The 24910-nt window shown below is 53.0% G+C and carries 21 protein-coding genes and 7 tRNA genes; 3 read left to right on the top strand and 25 right to left on the bottom strand.

Translation table 11 applies throughout. From position 1 onward, the window contains the following. Positions 1–6: 6 nt before the first annotated feature. Together NA330_RS10730 and NA330_RS10725 are read left to right on the top strand one after the other, a co-directional pair. Entirely contained in the window at positions 7–711 is a 705-nt protein-coding gene (locus NA330_RS10730) for a DUF1266 domain-containing protein (protein ID WP_023242555.1), read from the top strand. Beyond that, positions 708–2171: a J domain-containing protein gene (locus NA330_RS10725; RefSeq protein ID WP_001017752.1), complete on the top strand. Its 1464-nt coding sequence runs from the start codon at positions 708–710 to the stop codon at positions 2169–2171. The genes NA330_RS10730 and NA330_RS10725 overlap by 4 nt, the downstream gene beginning before the upstream one ends. Before the next feature lie 21 nt (positions 2172–2192). On the opposite strand, the gene hscC is transcribed toward NA330_RS10725, so the two are convergent. From hscC to miaB, 12 genes are all read right to left on the bottom strand, one after another. Next, positions 2193–3872 carry a molecular chaperone HscC gene (gene hscC / locus NA330_RS10720; RefSeq protein WP_000368026.1) on the bottom strand — a complete coding sequence of 560 codons (1680 nt, stop codon included), beginning with the start codon at positions 3870–3872 and terminating at the stop codon, positions 2193–2195. Positions 3873–3947: 75 nt separating this feature from the next. Continuing rightward, positions 3948–5186, bottom strand: a complete 1239-nt coding sequence (locus NA330_RS10715; protein ID WP_023242554.1) for a hypothetical protein — start codon at positions 5184–5186, stop codon at positions 3948–3950. Between the two features lie 31 nt (positions 5187–5217). Further along, complete coding sequence (rihA, locus tag NA330_RS10710; RefSeq protein ID WP_001207423.1) at positions 5218–6153, bottom strand: pyrimidine-specific ribonucleoside hydrolase RihA; 936 nt, start codon at positions 6151–6153, stop codon at positions 5218–5220. Between the two features lie 116 nt (positions 6154–6269). After that, entirely contained in the window at positions 6270–6995 is a 726-nt protein-coding gene (gltL, locus tag NA330_RS10705) for a glutamate/aspartate ABC transporter ATP-binding protein GltL (protein ID WP_000631369.1), read from the bottom strand. After that, positions 6995–7669, bottom strand: a complete 675-nt coding sequence (gene gltK, locus NA330_RS10700; protein ID WP_000272802.1) for a glutamate/aspartate ABC transporter permease GltK — start codon at positions 7667–7669, stop codon at positions 6995–6997. The genes gltL and gltK overlap by 1 nt, the downstream gene beginning before the upstream one ends. Then, positions 7669–8409: a glutamate/aspartate ABC transporter permease GltJ gene (gene gltJ, locus NA330_RS10695; RefSeq protein ID WP_023242553.1), complete on the bottom strand. Its 741-nt coding sequence runs from the start codon at positions 8407–8409 to the stop codon at positions 7669–7671. Before gltJ ends, gltK begins: the two co-directional genes overlap by 1 nt. A 159-nt stretch (positions 8410–8568) precedes the next feature. Further along, the gene (locus NA330_RS10690) at positions 8569–9477 is read right to left on the bottom strand and encodes an amino acid ABC transporter substrate-binding protein (RefSeq protein ID WP_001518176.1); all 909 of its coding nucleotides are present in this window, start codon (positions 9475–9477) and stop codon (positions 8569–8571) included. 354 nt (positions 9478–9831) lie between these two features. Continuing rightward, positions 9832–11370 (bottom strand): apolipoprotein N-acyltransferase, encoded by a 1539-nt coding sequence (lnt, locus tag NA330_RS10685; protein WP_023242552.1) that lies wholly within the window; start codon positions 11368–11370, stop codon positions 9832–9834. A gap of 19 nt (positions 11371–11389) precedes the next feature. Further along, positions 11390–12268 carry a CNNM family magnesium/cobalt transport protein CorC gene (gene corC, locus NA330_RS10680; protein ID WP_001278615.1) on the bottom strand — a complete coding sequence of 293 codons (879 nt, stop codon included), beginning with the start codon at positions 12266–12268 and terminating at the stop codon, positions 11390–11392. A gap of 157 nt (positions 12269–12425) precedes the next feature. Then, complete coding sequence (ybeY, locus tag NA330_RS10675; RefSeq protein WP_000084477.1) at positions 12426–12899, bottom strand: rRNA maturation RNase YbeY; 474 nt, start codon at positions 12897–12899, stop codon at positions 12426–12428. Continuing rightward, positions 12896–13942, bottom strand: coding sequence for a PhoH family protein (locus NA330_RS10670; RefSeq protein ID WP_001018045.1), 1047 nt, complete (start codon positions 13940–13942; stop codon positions 12896–12898). Before NA330_RS10670 ends, ybeY begins: the two co-directional genes overlap by 4 nt. A 204-nt stretch (positions 13943–14146) precedes the next feature. After that, on the bottom strand, positions 14147–15571 hold the full coding sequence (miaB, locus tag NA330_RS10665) for a tRNA (N6-isopentenyl adenosine(37)-C2)-methylthiotransferase MiaB (protein ID WP_001519200.1): 1425 nt from the start codon (positions 15569–15571) through the stop codon (positions 14147–14149). 143 nt (positions 15572–15714) lie between these two features. Here miaB and ubiF point away from each other — a divergent pair, with 143 nt between their 5' ends. Next, positions 15715–16890, top strand: coding sequence for a 3-demethoxyubiquinol 3-hydroxylase (ubiF, locus tag NA330_RS10660; RefSeq protein ID WP_000184627.1), 1176 nt, complete (start codon positions 15715–15717; stop codon positions 16888–16890). A gap of 66 nt (positions 16891–16956) precedes the next feature. Here the strand turns inward: ubiF and NA330_RS10655 are convergent, their stop codons facing one another. The 13 genes from NA330_RS10655 to nagB form a co-directional block, all read right to left on the bottom strand. Continuing rightward, positions 16957–17532, bottom strand: a complete 576-nt coding sequence (locus tag NA330_RS10655; RefSeq protein WP_020438227.1) for a hypothetical protein — start codon at positions 17530–17532, stop codon at positions 16957–16959. A gap of 135 nt (positions 17533–17667) precedes the next feature. Continuing rightward, positions 17668–17742: transfer RNA gene (locus tag NA330_RS10650), tRNA-Gln, on the bottom strand. A 43-nt stretch (positions 17743–17785) separates the two neighbouring features. Further along, a tRNA-Gln gene (locus tag NA330_RS10645) sits at positions 17786–17860 on the bottom strand. A gap of 46 nt (positions 17861–17906) precedes the next feature. Further along, positions 17907–17983, bottom strand: a tRNA-Met gene (locus NA330_RS10640). A 15-nt stretch (positions 17984–17998) separates the two neighbouring features. Further along, positions 17999–18073, bottom strand: a tRNA-Gln gene (locus NA330_RS10635). Between the two features lie 35 nt (positions 18074–18108). Then, positions 18109–18183, bottom strand: a tRNA-Gln gene (locus tag NA330_RS10630). 23 nt (positions 18184–18206) lie between these two features. Next, a tRNA-Leu gene (locus NA330_RS10625) sits at positions 18207–18291 on the bottom strand. A gap of 8 nt (positions 18292–18299) precedes the next feature. Next, positions 18300–18376, bottom strand: a tRNA-Met gene (locus tag NA330_RS10620). 221 nt (positions 18377–18597) lie between these two features. Further along, positions 18598–20262 carry an asparagine synthase B gene (gene asnB / locus NA330_RS10615; protein WP_000337043.1) on the bottom strand — a complete coding sequence of 555 codons (1665 nt, stop codon included), beginning with the start codon at positions 20260–20262 and terminating at the stop codon, positions 18598–18600. Positions 20263–20551: 289 nt separating this feature from the next. After that, positions 20552–21304 carry a ribonucleotide monophosphatase NagD gene (nagD, locus tag NA330_RS10610; protein WP_000153143.1) on the bottom strand — a complete coding sequence of 251 codons (753 nt, stop codon included), beginning with the start codon at positions 21302–21304 and terminating at the stop codon, positions 20552–20554. 46 nt (positions 21305–21350) lie between these two features. Beyond that, positions 21351–22571, bottom strand: a complete 1221-nt coding sequence (gene nagC / locus NA330_RS10605) for a DNA-binding transcriptional regulator NagC (RefSeq protein ID WP_000187578.1) — start codon at positions 22569–22571, stop codon at positions 21351–21353. A 4-nt stretch (positions 22572–22575) separates the two neighbouring features. Continuing rightward, entirely contained in the window at positions 22576–23730 is a 1155-nt protein-coding gene (nagA, locus tag NA330_RS10600; RefSeq protein ID WP_000271186.1) for an N-acetylglucosamine-6-phosphate deacetylase, read from the bottom strand. 59 nt (positions 23731–23789) lie between these two features. Then, positions 23790–24590 carry a glucosamine-6-phosphate deaminase gene (gene nagB, locus NA330_RS10595; protein ID WP_001237059.1) on the bottom strand — a complete coding sequence of 267 codons (801 nt, stop codon included), beginning with the start codon at positions 24588–24590 and terminating at the stop codon, positions 23790–23792. Positions 24591–24910: the final 320 nt, after the last annotated feature.

Genomic DNA, 24910 nt, shown 5'->3' with positions numbered 1-24910 from the left:
TCGAATATGGACAAGGAAGAACAATATTTACTTTTTGCGCTCTCCACGCCGATGGAGGTGCTAAACAGTCGTGCCATTGGCGCGAAACCTTCGCACTTCTCCCCGGCAATGTATACCGGGAAAACACACTTTGATCTCTCCGATTCATGGGGGATTGATAACCGTGAAGATCTTATTCAAACCATCTATCGGATGACGGACGATGGTCATGCGGCAGATTTGGCTCCCTTTTATATCCGCTGGTTTACGCTATCTCCTCGCCAATGGCGCGAATTTACCGCGCAGTTTGGCGAGCAGGGCCAGATTTATGCGCGATTTGTTGCCGAAACCGCACTATGCTGCGGTCGCGGCGGTATCAAAGCCTGGGACTATGTGCGTATGGGGTTTTTATGCCGGATGGGGGTGTTGAATCAATGGCTGACGGAAGAGGAAAGTCTGTGGCTGCAATCGCGTATCTATGCGCGGGCGCACTATTTTTACGACGGCTGGACGCAATATTTTGCCGCCTATTCGTTGGGTCGGCTGTACTGGCAGGCCGAAGGGGACGCCATGCAGGCATATTTTGCCCACCTAAAGTACGACGCTTCAGGCGCACGGATGTTTAATGAACTGACCTCTACGACAGAGAGTTATTATGCGCTGCTACCGTGGCGACCACTCAACGAACAACCGACATGCCCGGAAACGCTTAAAGGAGTGAGCGATTTATGAATATCTGTTGGGAAATCCTGGGCATTGAACCCACCACCGATCTGGAATGTATCCGTCAGGCTTATCTTGCCCTGTTGCCCTCATTCCACCCTGAGAGCGATCCGCAGGGTTTTAAGCGATTGCGTCAGGCCTATGAAGAAGCGCAGCACTGGGCCGCCTCGCCTGCGGAGGACGCAAAAACGGAAGAGGTGGGCGACGAACATGAAATACTGGTGGCGTTCAGGGAATTGCTGGCATCAGAGCGCGATCGCTTTCAGCCCTCGGCATGGCAGAAATTTATTCAGCAATTGAACCAGTGTTCAATGGATGAGATAGATAAGCTGCGCTGGCAGTTGTGCGACATCGCCATGAAAACGGAAACGATCTCGCTGTCTTGCCTGGCATTGTTGGCGCAGCGTCTGAACTGGCAGCCGCAGGAAGCAGACGATGATGCTGAGGGAGAAGAGCTGGAAGCATTTCTGGAGACCGTAAAGCGGGGCGATGCGTTTGATCTGCTAAGTCTGGCCAAATTGCCTCTTGTTGTTCAAGACCAAACTGACGCCTACTTTTTTAAGCTTGAGCATATCTGGCGCTTTTATCCCGAACATTTTGCCGACGCTCTACAGGTTCAGGGAGCCTGGATAATTCCCGATGATAAACAGCTGCATCGTAAACTATTACACTGGTTTAGCGCCGAGCAGTGGGGCATGGCGGAACTGGCCGATATTGCTCGTCGCTGGCAGGCCGCGGAGCCGGATAACGAAGATGCGCACTATTACCTGTGCAAACAGCGTTTGCTCTGCGGTGAAGGGGAAAGCCTGTTGGCCGATCTTTGCGATTTCTGGCAGCGTTATCCCTCCACGCAGGCGGACGACCTGTTGCTGGGCTGGTGCCGCCAGCATCGGCCTGATTTCTTCCCGCTGGCGGTGATGGCGGTCGAAGCGCGCTGTATGGCGGATGCCGAATATGTCCCCGGTGAAAGCGCGCGCACGCGTTTACTGTGGGCGGATATTTTGCACAGCGGTAGGTTATCACCGCTGGGGCGTTCATTTGTTGACTCCCTGTTTTATAAGCGAAAAGCGATGGCGTGGGCAAATTCACGGCTGAGTACCCAGGGGGAACCCGAAACGCCGCTGTTGGATCTGTACCGGACGGCGGAGCAGGTGGTGCTGGAAGCGTTTCCCAAAGAAAAGCCCTTTTTTCGCCTGCTGATCCGGCTGGAGGAGGGGCAAGCCTGTCCGCTGGAGGCGCTGATAACCCAGGCATTGTCATCTAAAATCGCCATGAAGCCAGGCGATATTCGCGACAAAAAGGAGCTGGCGGAAGAGCTCAGACTGGCGGCTGAGAAAAAATTGTCTTCTGAAGCGAAAACCGAAGCACCCCGTCAGACGGAATCTGGCGGGGTGATGAAAATCATGAAGATTGTCGGTTTGATCGCGTTGATTGTCTGCGCGTTAAATCGATTCTTCCATTTTTTCTGAACAGGGGTAGTGAAAGCGCCGTTACGGCGCTTTCGGCTCGTCAATACCCAGATATTCGCAGGCGCGACGGCGCACGTCATCGACGCGCTGCATATCATTAGACAGCAGCGCCGCGTCGAAATCGGTAATAATCTCCCCCAGCATTTCGCGCTCATCGCCTAACGCGCGTGACCACTGCTCCTCTAACTGTGCTTTAAACGTCCGGTTAATCAGCATATCGCGGGGATAAATTTTCAGCGCCTGCAGGCGCTCGCGGCTGGCGTCGATTTGCTGCGTTGTCAGTGAGGTGGCATTATGGCTGATGATTCTGGATTCACTCTTGCCGTCTTCCAGCAGCACGTCAACTTCCAGCAGACCATTAATATCGTAGCTAAAACGAATATCAATGGCCTGAATGTGCCCGTTCGGCTTCAGCATGACGTCAAAAGAATCGATCAGGATATTATTTTTCACCTTGTGGCTTTCGCCCTGGTATACCCTGACGCAAATAGAGTCCTGCTCAGGGTGCATGGTGGAGTACGTTTCCACTTTTGACACCGGAACGGTGGTATTGCGTTCAATGATGGGCGAGAAAATACCAGGCACTCCCTGTCGGTTGACTTCCACGCCCAGCGAGTAGGGGCAGATATCCGTGAGGATCACCTCTTCAACGTCTTCATGGCGCAGGCGACAGGCGGCCTGAGTTGCGGCGCCAAGCGCCACGATGGTGCTGGGATCGTAACTTTGATAGGGCAATTTACCGAATAAGCGCACCGCGATGCGTTGCACCAGCGGCATTTGTGACGCGCCGCCGACCAGCACCAGGCTGTCAATTTGCTCCGGTTTGAGTCGGGAATCGCGCAGCGCCTGCTCAATGGGCGTGCGCAGCCGGTTGAGCAACGGTAGCCACAGGGCTTCCAGCTCATCGTCATAAAACGTGCTTTCCAGCGCGCGCTCCTGATAAAGCCAGCTCATGCGCAGCGGGGAGCCGCTGGCGCATTTTGCGGCTTCAACACAGGCATACAGCGCAGCCAGATCGCTATCCGTCAGCGCTGATTTATCGAGGTTCCAGCGTTTCAGCACTTCATCAAGTAACAAATGCGTGAAATCTTCGCCGCCGAGGTAGTTATCGCCAGCGGAGGCGTGAACTTCGATAATCGGCGTAGCGTATTCCAGAACGGTCACATCAAAGGTTCCGCCCCCCAGATCGAAAACCAGCGAACGGCTGTTTTGCTGCGTATGCAGGCCATAAGCCATTGCCGCCGCCGTGGGTTCATTGATCAAACGCACAGCGTTTAACCCCGCAAGCTCAGCGGCAAGGCGTGTATGCTTACGCTGCTCATCGCTGAAATAAGCCGGAACCGAGATCACGACGTCCTTGATTGGCTGCTGAAGGTAGTCTTCCGCATCTTCTTTCAGCGAGCGTAAAACCAGCGAAGATAATTCCGGCGCATTAAACGACTCTTCACCCAAATGCCAGTGAGTATTACTGCCCATTGCACGTTTAAATAAGGCAGCGGTTTTATCTGGATGAGATGTTTTACGAGCTGCGGCAGGTTTTCCCACCAGGATTTGCTTATTTTCATCCATACTAATTATGGATGGTGTTAAATATTCACCAAATTTATTAGGTATTAATTGTGCGGCTCCGTCTTGCCAGACGGCGATTAAACTATTGGTGGTACCGAGATCGATACCAATCGCTAACGTTGCATTATCCATTGCGTTTAATTTATCGGGAAAGAGAGTTTATAGAATAAAGAACACCACCCTCTGGCGTGGTGATCTTTATCAATGTCACGCCTGGCGAAAGTATTCATCCATAATGTTCGTCAACTCCGGGCGCTCGCCGTCATCATTGATGGCGAAATCGAGGAAAAAAGCATCGGCCTGTGGCGTGCGTTTCTGGGCCAGTAAACGAAACGCCAGCGGGTAGTGGCAGGCATAACCGGGTGCGCGAGTCAGAAAACGGACAAAATCAATCAACAAGGGAGAATGGGTATAAAACAGCGCGCGTAACAGTACGGCGGGAAATCCCTCTTCGGTGATCCCTTGCGCCATGATTTTGTTGAGGCCGGCCTCGCTCAGATCGCCTGCGGCAATAATATCTGCGCAGGCCGCAAGATCGGGATAATGCGTTGCGCAGTTAGCCAATGCGTTCGGCCAGTTGACGCGGGTATAACGTCCGTCATGGCGAGTAAAGTAATCCTCCCAAAGGGATGGCGGTAGTTTTTCGTACTGTATTTTCAGGGGGATGCGGCGCTGAAACTGGGCTGCTTCCAGGCGCTCGCCGTCATAAAATCGCAGGTATTGCTGCCGCGTTTCGTAGCATGTCATCGCCACCGGCTGGCTGATGACCCAGGTTTTCACGGGCCGGCCTTCCAGCGCGGCGGCGGTGGCTTTATGGTGACCATCAAGCAGGACGCAAAGCCAGCTGTCATTCATATGCCAGGCCAGCGCGTGGCTCTCTGGCTTATCGCGGTAATACCCGGCGCGTTGTGGGTTAAATCGCGATGGGGGCTGGCCTGGCAGTAAAAAACAGGGTTCGCCGGACTGGTAGTGATAGTCCACGTCAGCAATCCACTGCCCTGTAGTCGCGGGATTCGGTTGTTTTTCGTTACCCACCGCCCAGAAAAAATGTCCGTTGCCATCTGTGGGATAAAGTTCGCGTTCTTCCAGCCGGTAATAGCCATCGGCAAAGAGTGAAAATAGCGGCGTCAGGGAGGTAAATGCTTCGTTCAACCCGACTCCTGGCCGATTCCACTCGGCAAGTGAGGATAAAAACTGCGCGGCGCCTTCATCATCATTGCTAAAACCGGCATAAACAAATTCTGCGCAGGTTGGGCACCAGGCTTCAGTGTAAAAACGAATCAGCGGCGAGCCATGCCAGGAGAGTGTATGAATACCGGCGTAAGAGTCGGGATCGTGGATAACGCAGGGACGAAGCAATGCTTTTCCGTTACGTACTGAAAACGTTATATGGGCTACATCGTGCTGTAGCAGGCTAATTTCAGGTCTATTGTTACGCCAAAACATCGCTGTTCATCCCTGGATTCTACTTTGCGCTTTATGCGTAGTATTGCAGCCGTTCCGCCAGCAAATCGACAAATCCCTGGCGGTCTACATCGACCATCACCGTCGCATTCGGCTTATTCCCCGTCAGGAAATAATAATCCACCACCGTCATACCCTGGGTGTATTTCCCCTGGGTTTCCACGCCAACCCAACGCTCAACGGTGGTGAAAATCTCGGGTTTCAGCAGCCAGGCGATGGTGCACGGGTCGTGCAGCGGCGCGCCGACAAATCCCCATTTTTCGTCTTTGTGATATTCAAAGAAGAAGTCGAGTAGTTCAGCCACGATCGTCGAAATTGGATTGCCGATGTCGCGGAAACGCTCAATATCGGCGGCGTGAATCTGCGCCTTATGGGTGACGTCCAGCCCGGCCATCACCACCGGAATGCCTGACTGGAAGACAATTTCTGCCGCTTCCGGGTCGACGTAAATATTAAATTCCGCAGCGGGCGTCCAGTTACCCAGCGCCATCGCGCCGCCCATGATCACAATGCGGGCGATTTTCGTATGCAGTTCCGGATGGCTATTCAGCAGCAGCGCCACGTTGGTCTGTGGGCCAGTGGAGACGATGGTGACCGGCTGTGCGCTCTCGCGCAGTGTTTTTGCCATCAGCTCAACGGCAGTGCCGCTTTGCGGGGCGAATGACGGCTCGGGCAGCGCCGGGCCGTCAAGACCACTTTCGCCGTGAACGTTATCGGCGATAATCAGTTCGCGCATGAGAGGTTTCACCGCGCCGCCCGCCACCGGAATATCCGGGCGTTTGAGCAGTGTCAGCATCCGCAGCACATTGCGCAGGGTCTTCTCTGGCGTCTGGTTGCCGGCGGAAGAGGTGATCGCTTTCACTTCCAGTTCAGGGGAGGCGAGGGCGAGAACGAGGGCGATCGCGTCATCATGACCCGGATCGCAATCAATAATAATGGGCAGTGCCATTGTGGCTCCTTGTAAGCGGTACTTTGTGACAAGGTTAACGCCCGGCTGGATACGTTTCGAGAAGCGAAGCGGTAAAGCGTGAGATAGCGCGCACTCTGACGTGCGCGCCGGGAAGATTAGTGCAGGATTTTCGCAAGGAAGTCTTTTGCGCGATCGGAACTGGGGTTAGCGAAGAACTCCTCTTTTGGCGAATCTTCGACGATTTTACCTTCATCCATAAAGATCACCCGGTTAGCCACTTTACGGGCAAAGCCCATTTCGTGCGTCACCACCATCATGGTCATCCCTTCGTTCGCCAGCTCGACCATTACGTCCAGTACCTCGTTGATCATTTCCGGATCGAGCGCGGAAGTCGGTTCATCGAATAACATGGCAATGGGGTCCATACATAGCGCGCGGGCGATCGCCACGCGCTGCTGCTGACCGCCGGAGAGCTGCGCCGGGAACTTGTTGGCATGTGCAGACAGGCCAACGCGCTCCAGCAGCTTCAGGCCTTTATCGCGGGCGGCGGCCTTATCGCGCTTGAGCACTTTCACCTGCGCCAGCGTCAGGTTTTCGATGATCGACAGGTGGGGAAACAGCTCGAAGTGCTGGAATACCATGCCCACGCGGGAACGCAGTTTCGCCAGATCGGTTTTTTTGTCGTTCACAATAATGCCGTTAACGGTAATTTCGCCTTTTTGCACCGGTTCCAGACCGTTGACGGTCTTAATCAGCGTGGATTTACCGGAACCCGATGGCCCGCAGACTACTACCACCTCACCTTTTTTCACTTCTGTTGAACAATCGGTCAGCACCTGAAAGTGACCATACCATTTTGAAACATTTTTCAGGGTAATCATTAAACTGTCCTTTTCTTCAAATAGCTGACCAGCAACGACGCGCTCAGGCTGATAACAAAATAAACGGCGCCAGCGAACAGAATCATTTCGACCTGAGTACCGTCACGCTCGCCGATAGTCGACGCGGTGCGGAAGAAGTCCGCCAGGCTGAGTACATAAACTAAAGAGGTGTCCTGAAATAGCACGATGCCCTGCGTAAGCAACAGCGGCACCATCGCCCGAAACGCCTGCGGCAGAATAATGAGCTTCATCGACTGCCAGTGGGTCATCCCCAACGCCAGCGCGGCGCTGGACTGCCCGCGGGAAATACTTTGAATACCGGCGCGAATAATCTCGGAATAGTAGGCCGCTTCAAACATGGAGAATGCCACCATCGCGGAGATCAGGCGGATATCGGTTTTCGGCGATAGTCCCAGCACGTTTTGCAGAAAGCCGGGTACAATCAGATAAAACCACAGCAGCACCATCACCAACGGGATGGAACGGAAAACGTTAACATACGCTTTAGCAAACCAGGCGATAGGGGTAAAGCTTGAGAGGCGCATGACGGCCAGAATGGTTCCCCAGACTATCCCCACGACAACGGCGGTGACGGTGATCTTCAGCGTGATGACCAACCCGGCCAGCAGGTAAGGCAGTGAGGGGATAATCGAACTCCAGTCAAATTCGTACATTATTTGCTCCCCACGTTGCCCGGCAGGCGGACTTTGCGTTCAACCAGGCTCATGACCAGCATGATAACGGCGTTAATCAGCACATAGGCCAGCGTAATGGCGGTGAAGGATTCCCAGGCGTGCGCCGAGTAATCCAACAGTTTGCCTGCCTGCGCTGCCATATCCACCAGACCGATGGTTGACGCGATGGCCGAGTTTTTCACCAGGTTCATCATCTCTGACGTCATTGGCGGCACGATAACGCGATAGGCATTCGGCAGCAGGACATAGCGATAAGCCTGCGGCAGCGTTAGCCCCATCGCCAGCGCCGCGCTCTTCTGCCCGCGAGGCAAAGACTGAATCGCAGCGCGTACCTGTTCGCAAACACGGGCGGCGGTAAACAGTCCCAGACAGATCATTGAGGAGAGGAAAAACTGAATATTGGGATCGAGTTCCGCCTTAAACCACATGCCAAGATCTTCCGGCAACAGTTCAGGCACCACCAGGTACCAGGTGAAGAATTGCACGATCAGCGGCACGTTACGGAACAGTTCTACGTACAACGTGCCCAGTCCGGAGAGGAAACGGTTGGGAACGGTACGTAAAATGCCGAAAATAGATCCTACCAGGAAAGCGATAATCCAGGCGGTAATCGAAAGGGCTACGGTGACCTGAAAACCACTCCATAGCCAGCCGAGATAGGTGGTATTGCCGAAGGGGGCTTCCTGTAAAAAAATACCCCAGTTCCAGTCTATTGACATACATCTACTCCGAAAAAAAAGGGTAGCAGCGCTACCCTCGAAGATTGTTGCTCGGCGATTTGCGGCTTCAGGCCCGATGGGGAACGACCATCAGGCTTATAGTCTGTCCGTGCTGAGCGACAATCGAGAGGACAGGAGTCCCGTCCCATTTAGTTTTAGTTAGTTAAGCGCTTTATCATTCGGTGCTTTGAACAGGGCTTTCATCTCGTCAGACAATTCGAAATTCATGTTCAGGTTTTTCGGTGGGATCGGATTTTTAAACCACTTATCAAACCACTTTTCCGCTTCGCCGGAGGTTTGCGCCTGGGCGATGGTATCGTCCATCAGCTTTTTAAACTCAGGGTCGTTTTTACGCAGCATACAGCCGTAGGCTTCCTGGGACTGCGGTTTACCGACAATCTCCCAGTTATCCGGTTTCTTGGCTTTGGCGCGCTCGCCGGCCAGCAGCGCGTCATCCATCATAAAGGCGACGGCGCGACCGCTTTCCAGGGTGCGGAACGAGTCACCGTGGTCTTTCGCGCTAATAATACGCATCCCCATCTTTTGCTCTTCGTTAAGCTTATGCAGCAGAATTTCAGAGGTCGTCCCGGAGGTGACGACGACCGCTTTGCCTTTCAGATCCGGGAAATCTTTAATATCGCCGCCTTTTTTAGTCAGCAGTCGCGTCCCGACGACGAAAATCGTATCGGAGAAGGCGGCCTGTTTCTGGCGCTCAAGGTTGTTAGTCGTTGAACCACATTCAAAATCGAAGGTTCCGTTTTGCAACAGCGGAATACGGTTTTGCGAGGTGATCGGGATCAGCTTCACCTGCAGATCGGGCTTGTTAAGTTTCTTTTTTACCGCTTCCACAATGGCGTTGGAGTAGTCCTGGGAATAGCCGACCACTTTCTGCTGGTTGTCGTAATAAGAAAAGGGCACAGAAGATTCGCGATGCCCGACGACGATCACGCCATTTTTAGCGATCTTGTCCAGGGTGCTACCAGCGGCAGGCGCGCCATCTTCTGCGTGCGCAAGGCCCGCAGACAGTCCCATGACCAGCATTGCTGTGGTTAGCTTACGTAATTGCATATCCAACTCCTTTATCATCTGCGCCGTCGACGCATTGATAGCTATTGTGATGTTGTTATTGCCTGCAACTTGCGCGTGCAGTGTTATGTGTGTTTGTTAACATTTAGTGTGGCTTGTTGTAAATATTTTGCTGCGATATTGTTTATTTTTGCGAAGTGCGCCGCACCGTTCAGAGGCAAAAATCCTACATTGCACCGTTCAGGTGCTACCGATGATCGATTTTGGTGCGACCAGGTTGCACAAGCAGCCAGAACAGGTTTGCCATGTTTAACAAAGCAATAGACGTGCCAGAATGAGGGAAAAAGGAGGATTTTCAGGCCGGATAAATGAAGCGCTATCCGGCCTGGGGAGAGATTATTTCCGTCGTTGTCGCAGACTCATCACTACCGCGCCAAAAGCAAACAGCGCGGTCAGTACCCATAGCGGCCAGTTGCCGGTACGGGCATAGGGAGTTAACCCCGTGGTTGGCGTGACATTGGTGGTCAGTACCTGGCGTGTGAACTGCGGGATCATCGCCTGAATTTCGCCCTGCGGGCCAATCACCGCCGTAATACCGTTATTAGTACTGCGCAGCAACGGACGCGCCAGCTCCAGCGAACGCATCCGCGCCATCTGGAAATGTTGCCACGGGCCAATGGACTTACCAAACCAGGCGTCGTTAGAAATCGTCAGCAGATAGTCGGTGTCCGGGCGGAAGTTATCCCGCACCTGTTCGCCAAGAATAATTTCATAACAGATTGCCGCCGTCAGCTTATAGTCGTGCGCATGTAACTGCGGCTGGATATAAGGGCCGCGGCTAAAGGAGGACATGGGCAGATCGAAGAACGGCGCCAGCGGACGCAGGATAGACTCCAGCGGAACGAACTCGCCAAAGGGTACAAGGTGATTTTTATTGTAGCGATTGGGCGAGTCATAACTGTATGGATTATCCTTGCCCAACGTAATAATCGTATTGTAGGTGTCGTATCGATTCTGTTTATTGAGACGCGCATCGACAATACCGGTGATCAGCGTGCTATTTTTTTCGCGTAACATCTCGTCCAGCGAACGAAGGAAAGGCTGCTGATTGATTTCGAGATCCGGAATCGCCGACTCAGGCCAGATAATAATCTGTGATTTGCCTAACTCTGGGCGGGTTTCGTTGAGATAAATTTTTAGCGTATTCAGTAGCTGGTTTTCGTCCCACTTCAGCGACTGCGGGATATCGCCCTGCACCAGCGATACCTGGGTCGCTTTGGTAGGTTCCAGCGTAAACCACTGGATATAACGTAGCGGAAAGGGCAAAGCAAACAGAATCACGGCGACAGCCAGCGGACGCCAGTTCCGCGTCGCCAGTGCCAGCGCTAACAGGCCGCTGACCATCACCAGCAGGAAGTTGATCGCTTCGACGCCCATTACCGGCGCCAGGCCTTTTAGCGGGCCATCGACCTGACTATAGCCAAATTGCAGCCAGGGGAAGCCGGTCAGCACCCAGCCGCGTAAAAATTCGGTGATTTGCCATATTGCAGGCGCGGCGATAGCGACGCGCAGCCAGTTGGTTTTTGGCCACAGGCGCGACAAAATCCCGGCAAACAGTCCGGTATACAGCGAGAGATAAGCTGCAAGCAGCACCACCAGAAAAACGTTAACCGGGCCCGGCATGCCGCCAAACTGCGCGATACTGACATAAACCCAGTTAATCCCGCTACCGAAAAGTCCGAGTCCCCAGCAATAGCCGATGGCGGCAGACTGGAGCGGGCGGCGATTAAACGTTAAGGCCTGCAGCCCGATAAGCGACACTATCGCTGCGGGCCAGACGTCATACGGAGAGAAAGCCAGTGTTCCGCAGGCGCCGAATAATAACGCCAGCAGCAGGCGAATACGCTGGCGTTCAATTAACGAGGCAAATGCCATTTTTAGTCCACTATTGCTGTTATTCGTCCAGTTTTGGCTGGGGCGAGTCATCCGGGATCCTGACATGCACCTGAATAATACGACGACTATCGGCCATCGCCACTTTGAACTGGTAACCATCAATGTCAATGGTTTCGCCGCGGGCCGGTAAATGGCCGAACGCCTGCATCACCAGTCCGCCGATGGTATCGACTTCTTCATCGCTGAAGTGGGTGCCGAAAGCGTCATTGAAGTCTTCAATCGACGCCAGCGCGCGAATCGTCCAGGTATGGCGGCTAAGCTGACGGAAGTCGATATCGTCTTCTTCGTCATACTCATCTTCAATTTCACCGACAATCAGTTCGAGGATGTCTTCGATAGTCACAAGGCCGGAAACGCCGCCAAACTCATCAATCACGATCGCCATATGGTAACGCTGGGAGCGGAACTCCTTGAGCATACGGTCAACCCGTTTGCTTTCCGGTACGACAACCGCGGTGCGTAACACTTTGTCCATGCTGAAGGCTTCGGCATCGCTGCGCATAAACGGCAGCAAATCTTTGGCCATCAGAATCCCTTCAATGTGATCTTTATCTTCGCTGATCACCGGAAAACGCGAGTGGGCGGACTCGATGATAACATCGAGACACTCGTCCAGCGTCTGATTGCGTTTCAGGGTAATCATCTGGGAGCGCGGGATCATAATATCGCGAACGCGCTGGTCGGCGATGTCCATTACGCCTTCGAGCATATCGCGCGTATCTTCATCGATAAGTTCGTTCTGCCCGGAATCACGGATCAGCGCCAGCAACTCATCGCGGTTTTTAGGTTCACCGTGGAAAAGCTGGCTGAGTAGCAGGGAAAAAAATCCCTTTTTACTGTTTACTGTGTCACTACTGTGTGAATTGTCGTCGCTCATGGCGTCGTATGGGTTCTCATGTTAGTTAATACAAAGCTCGTCATGCGTATACTCAGCTGTGACGGCATGTTTTGCCTGATGGCGCTACGCTTATCAGGCCTACAAAAGGCATGAATGTAGGCCGGATAAGGCGCAAGCGCCGCCATCCGGCAAGCTACTATTCTGCAATCTTCTCGGCAATGTACGGATCCTCATAGCCCATAGCAAGCATAATCTCCGTTTCGAGAGACTCCATCTCTTCCGCTTCGTCATCGTCGATATGATCGTAACCCAGCAAATGCAGGCTACCGTGCACGACCATGTGCGCCCAGTGCGCCTCCAGCGGCTTGCTCTGTTCTTGCGCTTCCTGCTCCACGACCTGACGGCAAATAATCAGATCGCCCAGTAGCGGCATTTCAATGCCGGGGGGCGCTTCAAACGGGAAGGAGAGAACATTAGTGGGTTTATCTTTCCCGCGGTACGTCAAATTAAGGTCGTGGCTTTCGGCCTCATCCACCAGACGGATTGTGACTTCCGCCTCTTCCTGAAACTGCGGAATAACGCCGTCCAGCCAGCGTTGAAACTGAGCTTCATCCGGCAGGCCCGCGTGGTTTTCGCAGGCCAACTGTAAATCGAGGATCACCTGGCTCATTTCTGTTCCTGCTCCTGGGCTTCACGCTTACGCTCCGCCGCCAACGCCGCTTTGCGTTTTTGTTCTGCCTCTTCCCAGGCTTCATAGGCGTTAACAATGCGGGCAACGACCGGATGGCGCACCACGTCTTCGCTGTGGAAGAAGTTAAAGCTGATTTCATCGACTTCCGCCAGCACTTCAATGGCATGACGCAAGCCGGATTTGGTGTTGCGTGGCAGGTCAATCTGCGTCACGTCGCCGGTGATCACCGCTTTCGAGTTAAAGCCGATACGCGTCAGGAACATCTTCATCTGTTCGATAGTGGTGTTCTGGCTTTCATCCAGAATGATAAAGGCGTCGTTTAATGTGCGTCCGCGCATATAGGCCAGCGGCGCGACTTCAATCACATTGCGCTCAATCAGCTTCTCGACTTTTTCAAAGCCGAGCATTTCGAACAGCGCGTCATACAGCGGACGCAGGTACGGGTCCACCTTCTGACTTAAATCGCCTGGCAGAAAGCCCAGTTTTTCGCCCGCTTCCACCGCCGGACGGGTCAGTAGAATACGGCGAATCTCCTGGCGCTCCAGGGCGTCTACCGCAGCGGCGACCGCAAGATAAGTTTTACCGGTACCCGCCGGGCCGACGCCAAAGGTAATATCATGATCGAGAATATTGGCGATGTACTGCGCCTGGTTCGGGGTACGCGGTTTAATCACGCCGCGCTTGGTTTTGATATTAATAGCTTTGCCATAGTCAGGCACGCTTTCCGCGCTCTGTTCCAGCACCCGCGCTTCTTTGATCGCCAGATGAATTTGTTCCGGTTCGATATCCTGAGTCTGGCCGCGCATCGGTGCGGTATCGACATACAGACTTCGCAAAATATCTGTCGCCGCGGTCACGCAAATCGGACGACCGGTCAGTTTAAAGTGATTGTCACGGCGGTTGATTTCAATACCGAGACGACGTTCGAGCTGTTTAATATTGTCATCAAACGGCCCGCAAAGGCTCAACAGACGGGCGTTGTCTGCGGGCTCAAGGGTAATTTCGCGAGTGTCTATATTCAAACTGTTCCTCTTGTATCTGTATCGCCGGACGCTGAACATTTACCGGCATCTAAGGAAATTATTCACGCCATAGGGAAAAGGCGCAAGCATTGCAATGAAGATGGGGATGAAGAGGGAAAATTGCAAGGCCCGTCGGGCGACAGGCCATGACCAGGAAGCCCGACAGGCGTAGCGCCATCGGGCATTATTGCCTTTCCTGCAGGATTAAGGCTGGTAGAATCCTACGCCCAGCTCATTTTCTTTACGGGTACGGGCAATGACGGACTCCGGCGTTTCGGCGACGCGCAGACCCATTTCATCTTCGGTACGCACCACTTTTCCGCGCAGGGAGTTCGGATAGACGTCAGTAATTTCCACATCGACAAACTTACCAATCATCTCCGGCGTGCCTTCAAAGTTCACCACCCGATTGTTTTCGGTACGGCCAGACAGTTCCATAATGTTTTTACGTGACGTGCCTTCCACCAGAATGCGCTGTGTCGTGCCGAGCATACGGCGGCTCCATGCCATCGCCTGCTGATTGATACGCTCTTGCAGAATATACAGACGCTGCTTTTTCTCTTCTTCCGGTACGTCATCAACCATATCGGCAGCTGGCGTTCCCGGACGCGCAGAGAAGATAAAGCTGTAGCTCATATCAAAGTTGACGTCAGCGATAAGCTTCATGGTTTTTTCGAAATCATCGGTAGTTTCGCCAGGGAAACCGACGATAAAGTCAGAGCTTATCTGAATGTCCGGCCGCGCCGCGCGCAGTTTACGGATGATTGCTTTATATTCCAGCGCAGTGTGGGTGCGCCCCATCAGATTCAACACGCGATCGGAACCGCTCTGTACCGGCAGATGCAGGAAACTGACCAGCTCCGGCGTATCGCGGTACACCTCGATAATATCGTCGGTGAACTCAATCGGATGGCTGGTGGTAAAGCGAATACGGTCAATGCCGTCGATGGCGGCAACCAGACGCAGCAGATCGGCAAAGGTGCCGGTGGTGCCGTCGTAGTTTTCTCCGCGCCAGGCGTTAACGTTCTGGCCCAGCAGGTTGACCTCACGCACGCCCTGCGCCGCTAACTGGGCGATTTCGAACAGGATATCGTCTGAGGGACGGCTGACTTCTTCACCGCGGGTATACGGTACCACGCAGTAAGTACAATATTTATTGCAGCCTTCCATGATAGAAACGAAAGCGGTCGGGCCTTCGGCGCGCGGTTCCGGCAAACGGTCGAACTTCTCGATTTCCGGGAAGCTGATATCGACCACCGGGCTGCGGTCGCCACGCACGGAGTTAATCATCTCCGGCAGGCGGTGTAAGGTTTGCGGGCCAAAAATAATGTCGACGTAATGGGCGCGTTGACGAATGTGCTCGCCTTCCTGGGAAGCCACGCAGCCGCCGACGCCGATAATCAGATCGGGATTTTTCTCTTTTAACAGTCTCCAGCGACCTAATTGATGGAAGACTTTTTCCTGAGCCTTCTCGCGGATTGAGCAGGTATTCAACAGCAGCACATCCGCCTCTTCCGCCACGTCGGTCAGTTGATAGCCGTGGGTGGCGTCCAGCAGATCGGCCATCTTCGATGAATCGTACTCGTTCATCTGACAGCCCCAGGTTTTAATATGGAGTTTTTTAGTCATCGACTTGCTCTTGCGAAATAGTGGCTGAAAAGCAGGGCGCATAGTGTAATGCTTTGGCGCGGTTGTGACCAGTATGACTGACGTCAGCCCTAATGGGTAAAAAATCCTGTAAACTTGTCTAAAACGTAACAGGATGAATGACCATGACAAATCAACCAACGGAAATTGCCATTGTCGGCGGGGGAATGGTCGGCGGCGCGCTGGCGCTGGGTCTGGCGCAGCAAGGGTTTACGGTGATGGTAATAGAACATGCCGCGCCTGCGCCGTTTGTGGCTGACAGCCAGCCTGACGTGCGGATTTCGGCCATTAGCGCGGCATCCGTGGCGCTGCTCAAGGGGCTGGGCGTGTGGGAGGCGGTGCAGGGGATGCGTAGCCATCCTTATCGGCGACTGGAGACCTGGGAGTGGGAAAACGCCCATGTGGTGTTCGACGCCGCTGAACTCAAGCTGCCGCTGTTAGGCTATATGGTAGAGAACAACGTCCTGCAACAGGCGCTGTGGCAGGCGCTGGAAGCGCACCCCGGCGTGACGCTGCGCGTTCCGGCTTCACTGGCGGCATTGCACCGCCGCCACGATGGTTATGCGCTGGAACTGGCCGACGGCGAATGGGTAACGCCGAAGTTAGTGATTGGCGCCGACGGCGCGAATTCGCAGGTTCGGCAAATGGCGGGAATTGGCATTCATGCCTGGCAATATGCGCAGTCGTGTATGCTTATCACCGTCAAGTGTGAAAATGCGCCAGGCGACAGCACCTGGCAGCAGTTTACGCCAACGGGGCCGCGCGCCTTTTTGCCGCTGTTCGACGATTGGGCGTCGCTGGTGTGGTATGACGCTCCGGCACGTATTCGCCAGCTACAGAGTTTATCGATGACGCAATTGCAGGTGGAAATTAACCAGCACTTTCCGGCGCGTCTGGGGGCGGTGATGCCTGTCGCGGCGGGCGCGTTTCCGCTAACCCGTCGTCACGCGTTGCAGTATGTACAACCGGGGCTGGCGCTGGTAGGCGACGCGGCGCATACCATTCATCCGCTGGCCGGGCAGGGCGTCAACCTGGGGTATCGGGATGTTGATGCGTTGATTGATGTGCTGGCGAGTGCCCGTAGCTATGGCGAGTCCTGGGCCAGCCATTCGGTGTTGAAACGCTATCAGACGCGGCGCATGGCAGATAATTTTATGATGCAAAGTGGAATGGATCTGTTTTATGCCGGATTCAGCAATGAACTGCCGCCGCTGCGTATTTTACGCAATATGGGGCTGATGGCGGCGCAGCGCGCAGGCGTGCTAAAACGTCAGGCGCTGAAATATGCGTTGGGGTTGTAACCCGTTGAATGCCTTACCCGGTTTGTAAAAACGCTCAATTGCAGGTCGGGTAAGCGTATTGACATCTTACTTTACTGCAAATAAAGCACATAAACCTAATTTCCCTTTGAAATCAATTTCATACCAAGGTGATGCCATTTCAATTGTGCATACGTTGTATTGGCAACGTACTACTTTATGTAGCATCAGTAATGTGGAACTCATTGATTTTACAAGAATCGCCAGAGTGATTAATGCGGCGAGAATCCGATACCACGTCAGTGTTGCATGTTGGACATCAAACCACAGAATATAAAAAGTGATGATGTGAAGAATGACTTTGCTGGACAGGGCGCGAATATAGAATCCGCGCAGCGCCGTTTTCGAGGAAAACGCGACATTAATCAGCGCGCTTTGTTTTTCTTGCACAGGGATCCCTGGCAGATACACTATCCATTCCGCACTATTCTGGCGCAACATGACGGCCTTTTTCTGGTGCAGTATATGTAGCCTCATTGACACTGCCACGGGGTAAATCAGACCCAAAATAATCAACCAGGCGGCGCTGGCCGTGATATCAATGAAGGTGAAAGCGCAGAGCAAGACGACCATAAAAAATGTTAATGGCCGCAAAAAGAGATACCAACAAAACTGGTAATTCATTGTGAGGTTACCGAACGCTCCCTGTAAGGCTTTATCATAGCGTTTTACTGATAGCAGGGCATTGAGGGGGAAACCTCTTTCGGAATTTATAAACGCAGAAAAGCAAAAAGCTCGCCGAAGCGAGCTTTTTAAAGGTGGCTGGGGTACGAGGATTCGAACCTCGGAATGCCGGAATCAGAATCCGGTGCCTTACCGCTTGGCGATACCCCAATTGTCGTACTTCTTGCGCTCATTAGCAGAGCGTCTTTAAAACTGGCTGGGGTACGAGGATTCGAACCTCGGAATGCCGGAATCAGAATCCGGTGCCTTACCGCTTGGCGATACCCCAACAAATTATTTTCGAACCGGTCGAATACCTCGACGCGTTCTGAATATGGTGGCTACGACGGGATTCGAACCTGTGACCCCATCATTATGAGTGATGTGCTCTAACCAACTGAGCTACGTAGCCAGATGATTTCTTCGATGGCTGGGGTACCTGGATTCGAACCAGGGAATGCCGGTATCAAAAACCGGTGCCTTACCGCTTGGCGATACCCCAATACCGTCGCGGTGAACCGCAAACTCGAAGAAATATGGCTGGGGTACCTGGATTCGAACCAGGGAATGCCGGTATCAAAAACCGGTGCCTTACCGCTTGGCGATACCCCATCCGTACAACGCTTATCGGTGAATGGTGCGGGAGGCGAGACTTGAACTCGCACACCTTGCGGCGCCAGAACCTAAATCTGGTGCGTCTACCAATTTCGCCACTCCCGCAAAAAAGATGGTGGCTACGACGGGATTCGAACCTGTGACCCCATCATTATGAGTGATGTGCTCTAACCAACTGAGCTACGTAGCCATCTTTTTTCGCGTTACCTTATCGGCGTTGCGGGGCGCATTATGCGTATTGAGCCTTGAAGCGTCAACCTCTTTTTCATCGAAAAACGTCGGAAAGTGTCTGTTTGGTTAGGTTGCGAACAGCGTGGCGCAATATTCGGCAATTATTGGTTATTAATCGTTTTTCCGAAAGTGGTTTGCTATAAAAAAAGAGCCCCTAAGGGCTCTTTCGTCATCGTTAATTTACTGGTACGCCGACTGATGCACGCCGACCGCGCGGCCTGACGGGTCATCCATCGTTTTGAATGCTTCATCCCACTCAATGGCTTTGGCGGAAGAACAGGCGACGGACGGGCCGCCGGGTACGCATTCCGCCGCGCTTGGCACCGGGAACAGCTCTTCAAAAATTTCCCGGTACAAGTACGCTTCTTTAGACGACGGCGTGTTGTATGGAAAGCGGAAGCGGGCGGTTTCCAGTTGTTGATCGGAAATCTGTTTCGCCGCCACCTCTTTCAGCGTATCAATCCAGCTGTAGCCTACGCCGTCAGAGAACTGCTCTTTCTGACGCCACGCGACGCTTGCCGGCAGATAAGACTCGAAGCACTCGCGCAGCACGTGTTTTTCCATCTTGCCGTTGCCGCACATTTTATCCTGTGGGTTGATACGCATCGCCACGTCGAGGAATTTTTTATCCAGGAACGGTACGCGCGCTTCCACGCCCCAGGCGGACATCGCTTTGTTGGCGCGGGCGCAGTCATACATATGCAGCGCCTGTAGCTTACGGACCGTCTCTTCATGTAACTCTTTGGCGTTCGGCGCTTTATGGAAGTACAGGTAGCCGCCAAACACCTCATCGGAACCTTCGCCGGAGAGCACCATTTTGATGCCCATCGCTTTGATCTTACGCGACATCAGATACATCGGCGTTGAGGCGCGGATAGTGGTCACGTCATAGGTTTCAATGTGATAGATAACATCACGAATGGCATCAAGGCCTTCCTGCACGGTGAAGTGAATTTCATGGTGCACGGTGCCGAGGTGGTTAGCCACTTCCTGGGCCGCCTTCAGGTCAGGCGAACCTTCCAGACCGACCGCAAAAGAGTGCAACTGTGGCCACCAGGCTTCGGAGCGCTCCTGATCTTCGACGCGACGGGCGGCGAATTTTTTGGTGATAGCCGAGATAATCGACGAGTCCAGACCGCCGGAGAGCAGCACGCCGTAAGGGACGTCGGACATCAGGTGGCTTTTCACGGATTCTTCCAGCGCCTGGCGCAGCGCGTTTTTGTCGGTGACGTTGTCTTTTACCGCATCGTAATCGAACCAGTCGCGCTGATAGTACTGACGAATTTCGCCGTCTTTGCTCCACAGGTAGCTGCCCGCCGGGAACTCTTTAATGGTGCGGCAGACCGGGGTCAGCGCTTTCATTTCTGACGCTACGTAGAAGTTGCCGAATTCGTCATAGCCCATATAGAGCGGAATAATACCGATATGGTCACGACCAATCAGATAAGCGTCTTTTTCGCTGTCATACAGGGCGAAGGCGAACATCCCCTGTAAATCGTCAAGGAAATTCGGCCCCTTTTCCTGATACAGCGCGAGGATAACTTCGCAGTCGGAGCCTGTCTGGAACGCGTAACGATCGCCATACTCCGCGCGTAACGTCTGATGGTTATAAATTTCACCGTTCACCGCCAGCACGTGGGTTTTCCTGGCGTTATACAGGGGCTGGGCGCCGGCGTTAACATCAACAATCGACAAGCGTTCATGTGCGAGAATCGCGTTATCGCAAGCGTAGATGCCGGACCAGTCCGGGCCGCGATGGCGCATCAGGCGTGACAGTTCAAGGGCTTTTTTACGCAGTTCCGCTGCATCTGTTTTGATATCGAATACGCCGAAAATAGAACACATAGCCTTCTCCGTTAATCTGTTGCGTCGTACTTTTTGTGTTTGCTTGACTAAAAAATGCCGCAAAGGCGTGGAAGGCGCAAGGGGATTACGGTCTGAAAAATGAAAAATGCAATCGTCATTGTTGATTAGTGAAAAATGATTACATATTGCGCGGATTTATTGATGGATCTTCAGTTTTATCGTGGATTAATTGAATTATGTTTTTCCTGATGGCGTTTCGCTTATCAGACCTACAATGTTGTTCGAACCGTAGGCCTGAAAGCTATGCGTCATCAGGCAGGGGACAGGTTTAGATAACGTCGATCTCAGCGACGGAAGGGTAAATCCAGCTTGGGCGGAATGGCATACTGTCAATATCATTGATTGTTGATACGCCAGAAAGCACCAGAATGGTCTCCAGACCGGCCTGGAACCCCGCCAGAATGTCGGTGCGCAGGTTGTCGCCGACGATAACGGTCTCTTCCGAGTGCGCCTGCATTTTGTTTAATGCCGCGCGGATGATCCACGGGCTGGGTTTGCCGACATAAAACGGCTTCCGGCCGGAAATTTTTTCAATGCCTGCGCACAGCGCGCCGCAGGCCGGATAAAAGCCGCGACCGTGGGTATCCGGGTTGGTGGCGATAAAGCGCGCGCCATTGGCGACGAAAAATGCTGCTTTATGCATCATGTCCCAGTTGTAGGAGCGGGTTTCTCCAACGATGACAAAATCAGGGTTCACATCGGTAATGGTAAACCCCGCTTTATAGAGCTCGTGAATGAGCGCGCCTTCGCCCACGACATACGCTTTCTTACCTTCCTGACGGCGCAGAAAATCGGCTGTCGCCATTGCTGACGTATAAAACACGCTGTCCGGCACGTTAACGCCAGCGGTAGCAAAACGGTTCGCCAGATCCTGGCCGGTTTGCGACGGGTAATTGGTCAGCAGCACCAGCGGCAGACCTTTTTCCAGAATCCCCGTCAGAAATTCCGCCGCACCGGGTACGGCTACGTTGTCGTGCATCAGCACGCCGTCGATATCGCAGATTACATTCTTGATGGTCATGAACTACCCAGGGAATTTGTGAATAATCCGATACTATAAGAGCGCATCAACTTTCCAGCAAACGTTGCAGCAATGTTCCGTTGAGCATGGCGCGTTTAACTAAGGCAAATGCGCCGATAGCAGAACGGTGATCCAGCGTGGAGCGTACCACCGGCAAATTTTTGCGAAATGCCTTTAACGCCTGCGTATTGATACAGCTTTCGATAGCGGGCAACAGGACTTTATCGGCTTCAATGATCTCGCCGGCAATGACGATTTTTTGCGGATTAAACAGGTTGATAGCAATGGCGATCGTTTTGCCCAAATGGCGACCAACATGCTCAATGACTTCCGAAGCCAGGCTGTCGCCCCGGTTTGCCGCCTTACAGATGGTTTTAATCGTGCAGTCGTCAAGCGGAACACGGCTTTGATACCCTTGTTTAAGCAAATTCAGCACCCGTTGTTCAATCGCCGCATTGGCGGCAATGGTTTCCAGACAGCCGAAATTACCGCAGTGGCAGCGCTCGCCCAACGGCTCCACCTGAATATGCCCAATTTCGCCGACGTTGCCGTTACGGCCAATGAAGATGCGTCCGTTGGAGATAATCCCGGCGCCTGTACCACGATGAACGCGCACCAGAATCGAGTCCTCGCAATCCTGACTGGCGCCGAAGTAGTGTTCCGCCAGCGCCAGGCTACGGATATCGTGTCCCACGAAACAGGTAACGTGAAACCGTTTTTCCAGCGCTTCGACCAGTCCCCAGTTTTCAACCTGAATGTGCGGCATGTAACGAATCACGCCGCTTTCCGGATCGACAAGCCCTGGCAGGATCACCGAGATAGCGATCAATTCACGAATTTTACGCTGACAGCTATCAATAAAGACGGCGATGGTGTTGAGCAGCGCATGTTCCAGCGTCTCCTGGGTGCGCTCCGGTAGTGGATAATGCTCCTCAGCGACCACTTTACTGCTCAGATCGTAGAGCGTTAAAGTGGTGTCATGACGGCCCAGGCGAACGCCAATGGCATGGAAGTTACGGGTTTCCGTGACGATAGAGATAGCGCGGCGGCCTCCGGTAGAGGCCTGCTGATCGACTTCTTTGATCAGCCCGCGTTCAATGAGTTGACGCGTAATTTTCGTTACGCTGGCGGGAGCAAGCTGGCTTTGCTCGGCAATTTGTATGCGCGAGATAGGACCATGCTGGTCAATCAGGCGGTAAACGGCCGCGCTGTTAAGCTGTTTTACGAGATCAACGTTACCTATCTGAGCTTGTCCGCCTGGTGTCATATTCTCACTTACTCAAGTCAACGACCTCGTCACCATTAACGATGGTCTTGATAATTTTAAAATCGTGGGTGAACGCGGTCAGGTTGGCGACTTTACCCGGCGCAATGCTACCGAGATGTTTATCAACGCCGATAGCGCGAGCCGGATAGAGCGTTGCCATGCGCAGCACTTCATCCAGCGCGATGCCGCAATGCGCGACCAGGTTGCGTACGCCTTCAATCATGGTTAAGGACGAACCGCTCAACGTACCGTTTTCATCCACACACAGTCCATTGCGGTAGTATATTGTTTTACCTGCGAAAATGAACTGCTCAATATTGGCCCCCGCCGGTGCGGTGGCGTCTGTCACCAGACAAAGTTTGTCGCCTTTAAGGCGTTTGGCATTGCGAATGTTGGCGTAGTCGACATGCAGACCATCGGCGATAACGCCGCAATAAATATCCGCTTCGTCCAGAACAGCGCCAGCAAGGCCCGGCTCACGCCCTGTAATGTACGGCATCGCGTTAAACAGGTGAGTCGCAAAGGTAATCCCGGCGCGGAAGCCCGCTTTTGCCTCTTTTAACGTCGCGTTGGAGTGGCCTGCGGAAACCACAATGCCCGCATTCGCCAGTTTAGCGATTACGTCAGCAGGCACCATTTCCGGCGCGAGTGTAACTTTGGTGATGACGTCGGCATTATCGCATAAGAAATCGACCAGCGCAGCGTCTGGTTTACGCACGAAATCAGGATTATGGGTGCCTTTTTTTACCAGATTAAGCCAGGGGCCTTCCAGGTGGAGACCCAGCGCCTGGTGCGGATGTTTTTCCAGGTATTCGCGCATGACGCGAATGCCCTGTTTCATCAATTCGTCGCTGGTAGTGATAAGCGTTGGCAGAAAGTTAGTACAGCCCGATTTTTCATTGGCTTTCTGCATAATTTCCAGCGTTTCAACGCTGACGGCTTCTGCGGTATCGTTAAACTGCACGCCGCCGCAGCCGTTTAGCTGCACATCAATAAAACCGGGGGAGAGAATGGCCCCATTCAATGAGCGTTGTTCTATTCCCGGCGGCAGTTCAGCCATCGGACAAACGCGGTCAATCAGGCCATTAGCGACAACAAGCGCATGGTCATCAAGAATTTCGTGACCGGTAAAGATCCGGCCCTGGGTTAAAGCATACATTCCGACCCCCGATATCAAAAATTTACCGCCCCGCATTGACTGGCGGGGCGGAGACAACATTACAGACCTTTAATATTCTCTGCTTCTAATTCATTGAAATATTTCAATGTTTTAACTTTAAGTTCCATTGTGGAAGGCTCATCGCATACCACAACCGCTTTCGGATGGAGTTGCAGGCAGCTAATGGTCCACATGTGGTTGACGTTGCCTTCAACCGCCGCCTGCAGCGCCTGGGCTTTCTGATGGCCCAGCACCAGAATCATCACTTCTTCCGCATCCAGCAGCGTGCCTACGCCTACCGTCAGCGCGTATTTCGGCACCTGGTTTACGTCGCCGTCAAAGAAGCGGGAGTTCGCTACGCGAGTATCATGGGTTAACGTTTTGATACGGGTACGGGAAGCCAGGGAAGAAGCCGGTTCGTTAAAGGCGATGTGACCGTCGTTGCCGACGCCGCCCATAAACAGATGGATTTTACCGTAAGAACGAATTTTTTCTTCATATTGACGGCATTCTGCATCGATATCCGGTGCGTTACCGTTGAGAAGATTGATGTTTTCTGCTGGAATATCAACGTGATCGAAAAAGTTACGATGCATAAAGCTGTGGTAGCTTTCCGGGTGCTCTTTCGGCAGGCCAACATATTCGTCCATATTAAAGGTGACCACATGCTTAAAGCTGACCTCGCCCGCTTTGTGCATCTCAACCAGCGCTTTGTACGCCGTTAGCGGCGTGCCGCCGGTAGGCAGTCCAAGGACAAACGGACGATCGGCGGTCGGTTTGAACGCATTAATACGGTTAACGATATGGCGAGCGGCCCATTTGCCAACCTGTTCTGCGGTACTCAGGGGGATCAGTCTCATTCTTCACCTCAATAATCAATGTCAAAATTTGGCGGATCGTATTAAGCGTAACCTGGATATCCAGGGTTCGTGTTCAATCCGTCCTGATTTTTTGAATCATAAAATAAGTTTTCCGTGTTAGCCAGTGGATGGTGGGGGTAATTACGATATTTAGTGACTATAATCACAAAAAACACCCGTTTAATTTGCGAGGCGAATTAATTTTCCACACACTCTGCAGAAGATGATCTCACCGTTCGATTACAGAACATCACGTTTTTAACGTTTGCAGCACAATAAAAAACGGCTTCAAAGAAGCCATATCGGCGTCTCGTAGGGGG

The sequence above is a fragment of the Salmonella sp. NW722 genome, from assembly GCF_051702785.1.
Taxonomy (GTDB): domain Bacteria; phylum Pseudomonadota; class Gammaproteobacteria; order Enterobacterales; family Enterobacteriaceae; genus Salmonella; species Salmonella enterica.
The sequence above is the reverse complement of the archived record's forward strand: the minus strand, read 5'-3'. Positions and strand labels throughout refer to the sequence as shown.

Bases quoted from the DNA above. Each gene is read 5' to 3' on its own strand.
- NA330_RS10730 (WP_023242555.1), top strand. From the start codon at position 7: ATGGACAAGGAAGAACAATATTTACTTTTTGCGCTCTCCACGCCGATG.
- NA330_RS10725 (WP_001017752.1), top strand. From the start codon at position 708: ATGAATATCTGTTGGGAAATCCTGGGCATTGAACCCACCACCGATCTG.
- hscC (WP_000368026.1), bottom strand. From the start codon at position 3,872: ATGGATAATGCAACGTTAGCGATTGGTATCGATCTCGGTACCACCAAT.
- NA330_RS10715 (WP_023242554.1), bottom strand. From the start codon at position 5,186: ATGTTTTGGCGTAACAATAGACCTGAAATTAGCCTGCTACAGCACGAT.
- rihA (WP_001207423.1), bottom strand. From the start codon at position 6,153: ATGGCACTGCCCATTATTATTGATTGCGATCCGGGTCATGATGACGCG.
- gltL (WP_000631369.1), bottom strand. From the start codon at position 6,995: ATGATTACCCTGAAAAATGTTTCAAAATGGTATGGTCACTTTCAGGTG.
- gltK (WP_000272802.1), bottom strand. From the start codon at position 7,669: ATGTACGAATTTGACTGGAGTTCGATTATCCCCTCACTGCCTTACCTG.
- gltJ (WP_023242553.1), bottom strand. From the start codon at position 8,409: ATGTCAATAGACTGGAACTGGGGTATTTTTTTACAGGAAGCCCCCTTC.
- NA330_RS10690 (WP_001518176.1), bottom strand. From the start codon at position 9,477: ATGCAATTACGTAAGCTAACCACAGCAATGCTGGTCATGGGACTGTCT.
- lnt (WP_023242552.1), bottom strand. From the start codon at position 11,370: ATGGCATTTGCCTCGTTAATTGAACGCCAGCGTATTCGCCTGCTGCTG.
- corC (WP_001278615.1), bottom strand. From the start codon at position 12,268: ATGAGCGACGACAATTCACACAGTAGTGACACAGTAAACAGTAAAAAG.
- ybeY (WP_000084477.1), bottom strand. From the start codon at position 12,899: ATGAGCCAGGTGATCCTCGATTTACAGTTGGCCTGCGAAAACCACGCG.
- miaB (WP_001519200.1), bottom strand. From the start codon at position 15,571: ATGACTAAAAAACTCCATATTAAAACCTGGGGCTGTCAGATGAACGAG.
- ubiF (WP_000184627.1), top strand. From the start codon at position 15,715: ATGACAAATCAACCAACGGAAATTGCCATTGTCGGCGGGGGAATGGTC.
- NA330_RS10655 (WP_020438227.1), bottom strand. From the start codon at position 17,532: ATGAATTACCAGTTTTGTTGGTATCTCTTTTTGCGGCCATTAACATTT.
- asnB (WP_000337043.1), bottom strand. From the start codon at position 20,262: ATGTGTTCTATTTTCGGCGTATTCGATATCAAAACAGATGCAGCGGAA.
- nagD (WP_000153143.1), bottom strand. From the start codon at position 21,304: ATGACCATCAAGAATGTAATCTGCGATATCGACGGCGTGCTGATGCAC.
- nagC (WP_000187578.1), bottom strand. From the start codon at position 22,571: ATGACACCAGGCGGACAAGCTCAGATAGGTAACGTTGATCTCGTAAAA.
- nagA (WP_000271186.1), bottom strand. From the start codon at position 23,730: ATGTATGCTTTAACCCAGGGCCGGATCTTTACCGGTCACGAAATTCTT.
- nagB (WP_001237059.1), bottom strand. From the start codon at position 24,590: ATGAGACTGATCCCCCTGAGTACCGCAGAACAGGTTGGCAAATGGGCC.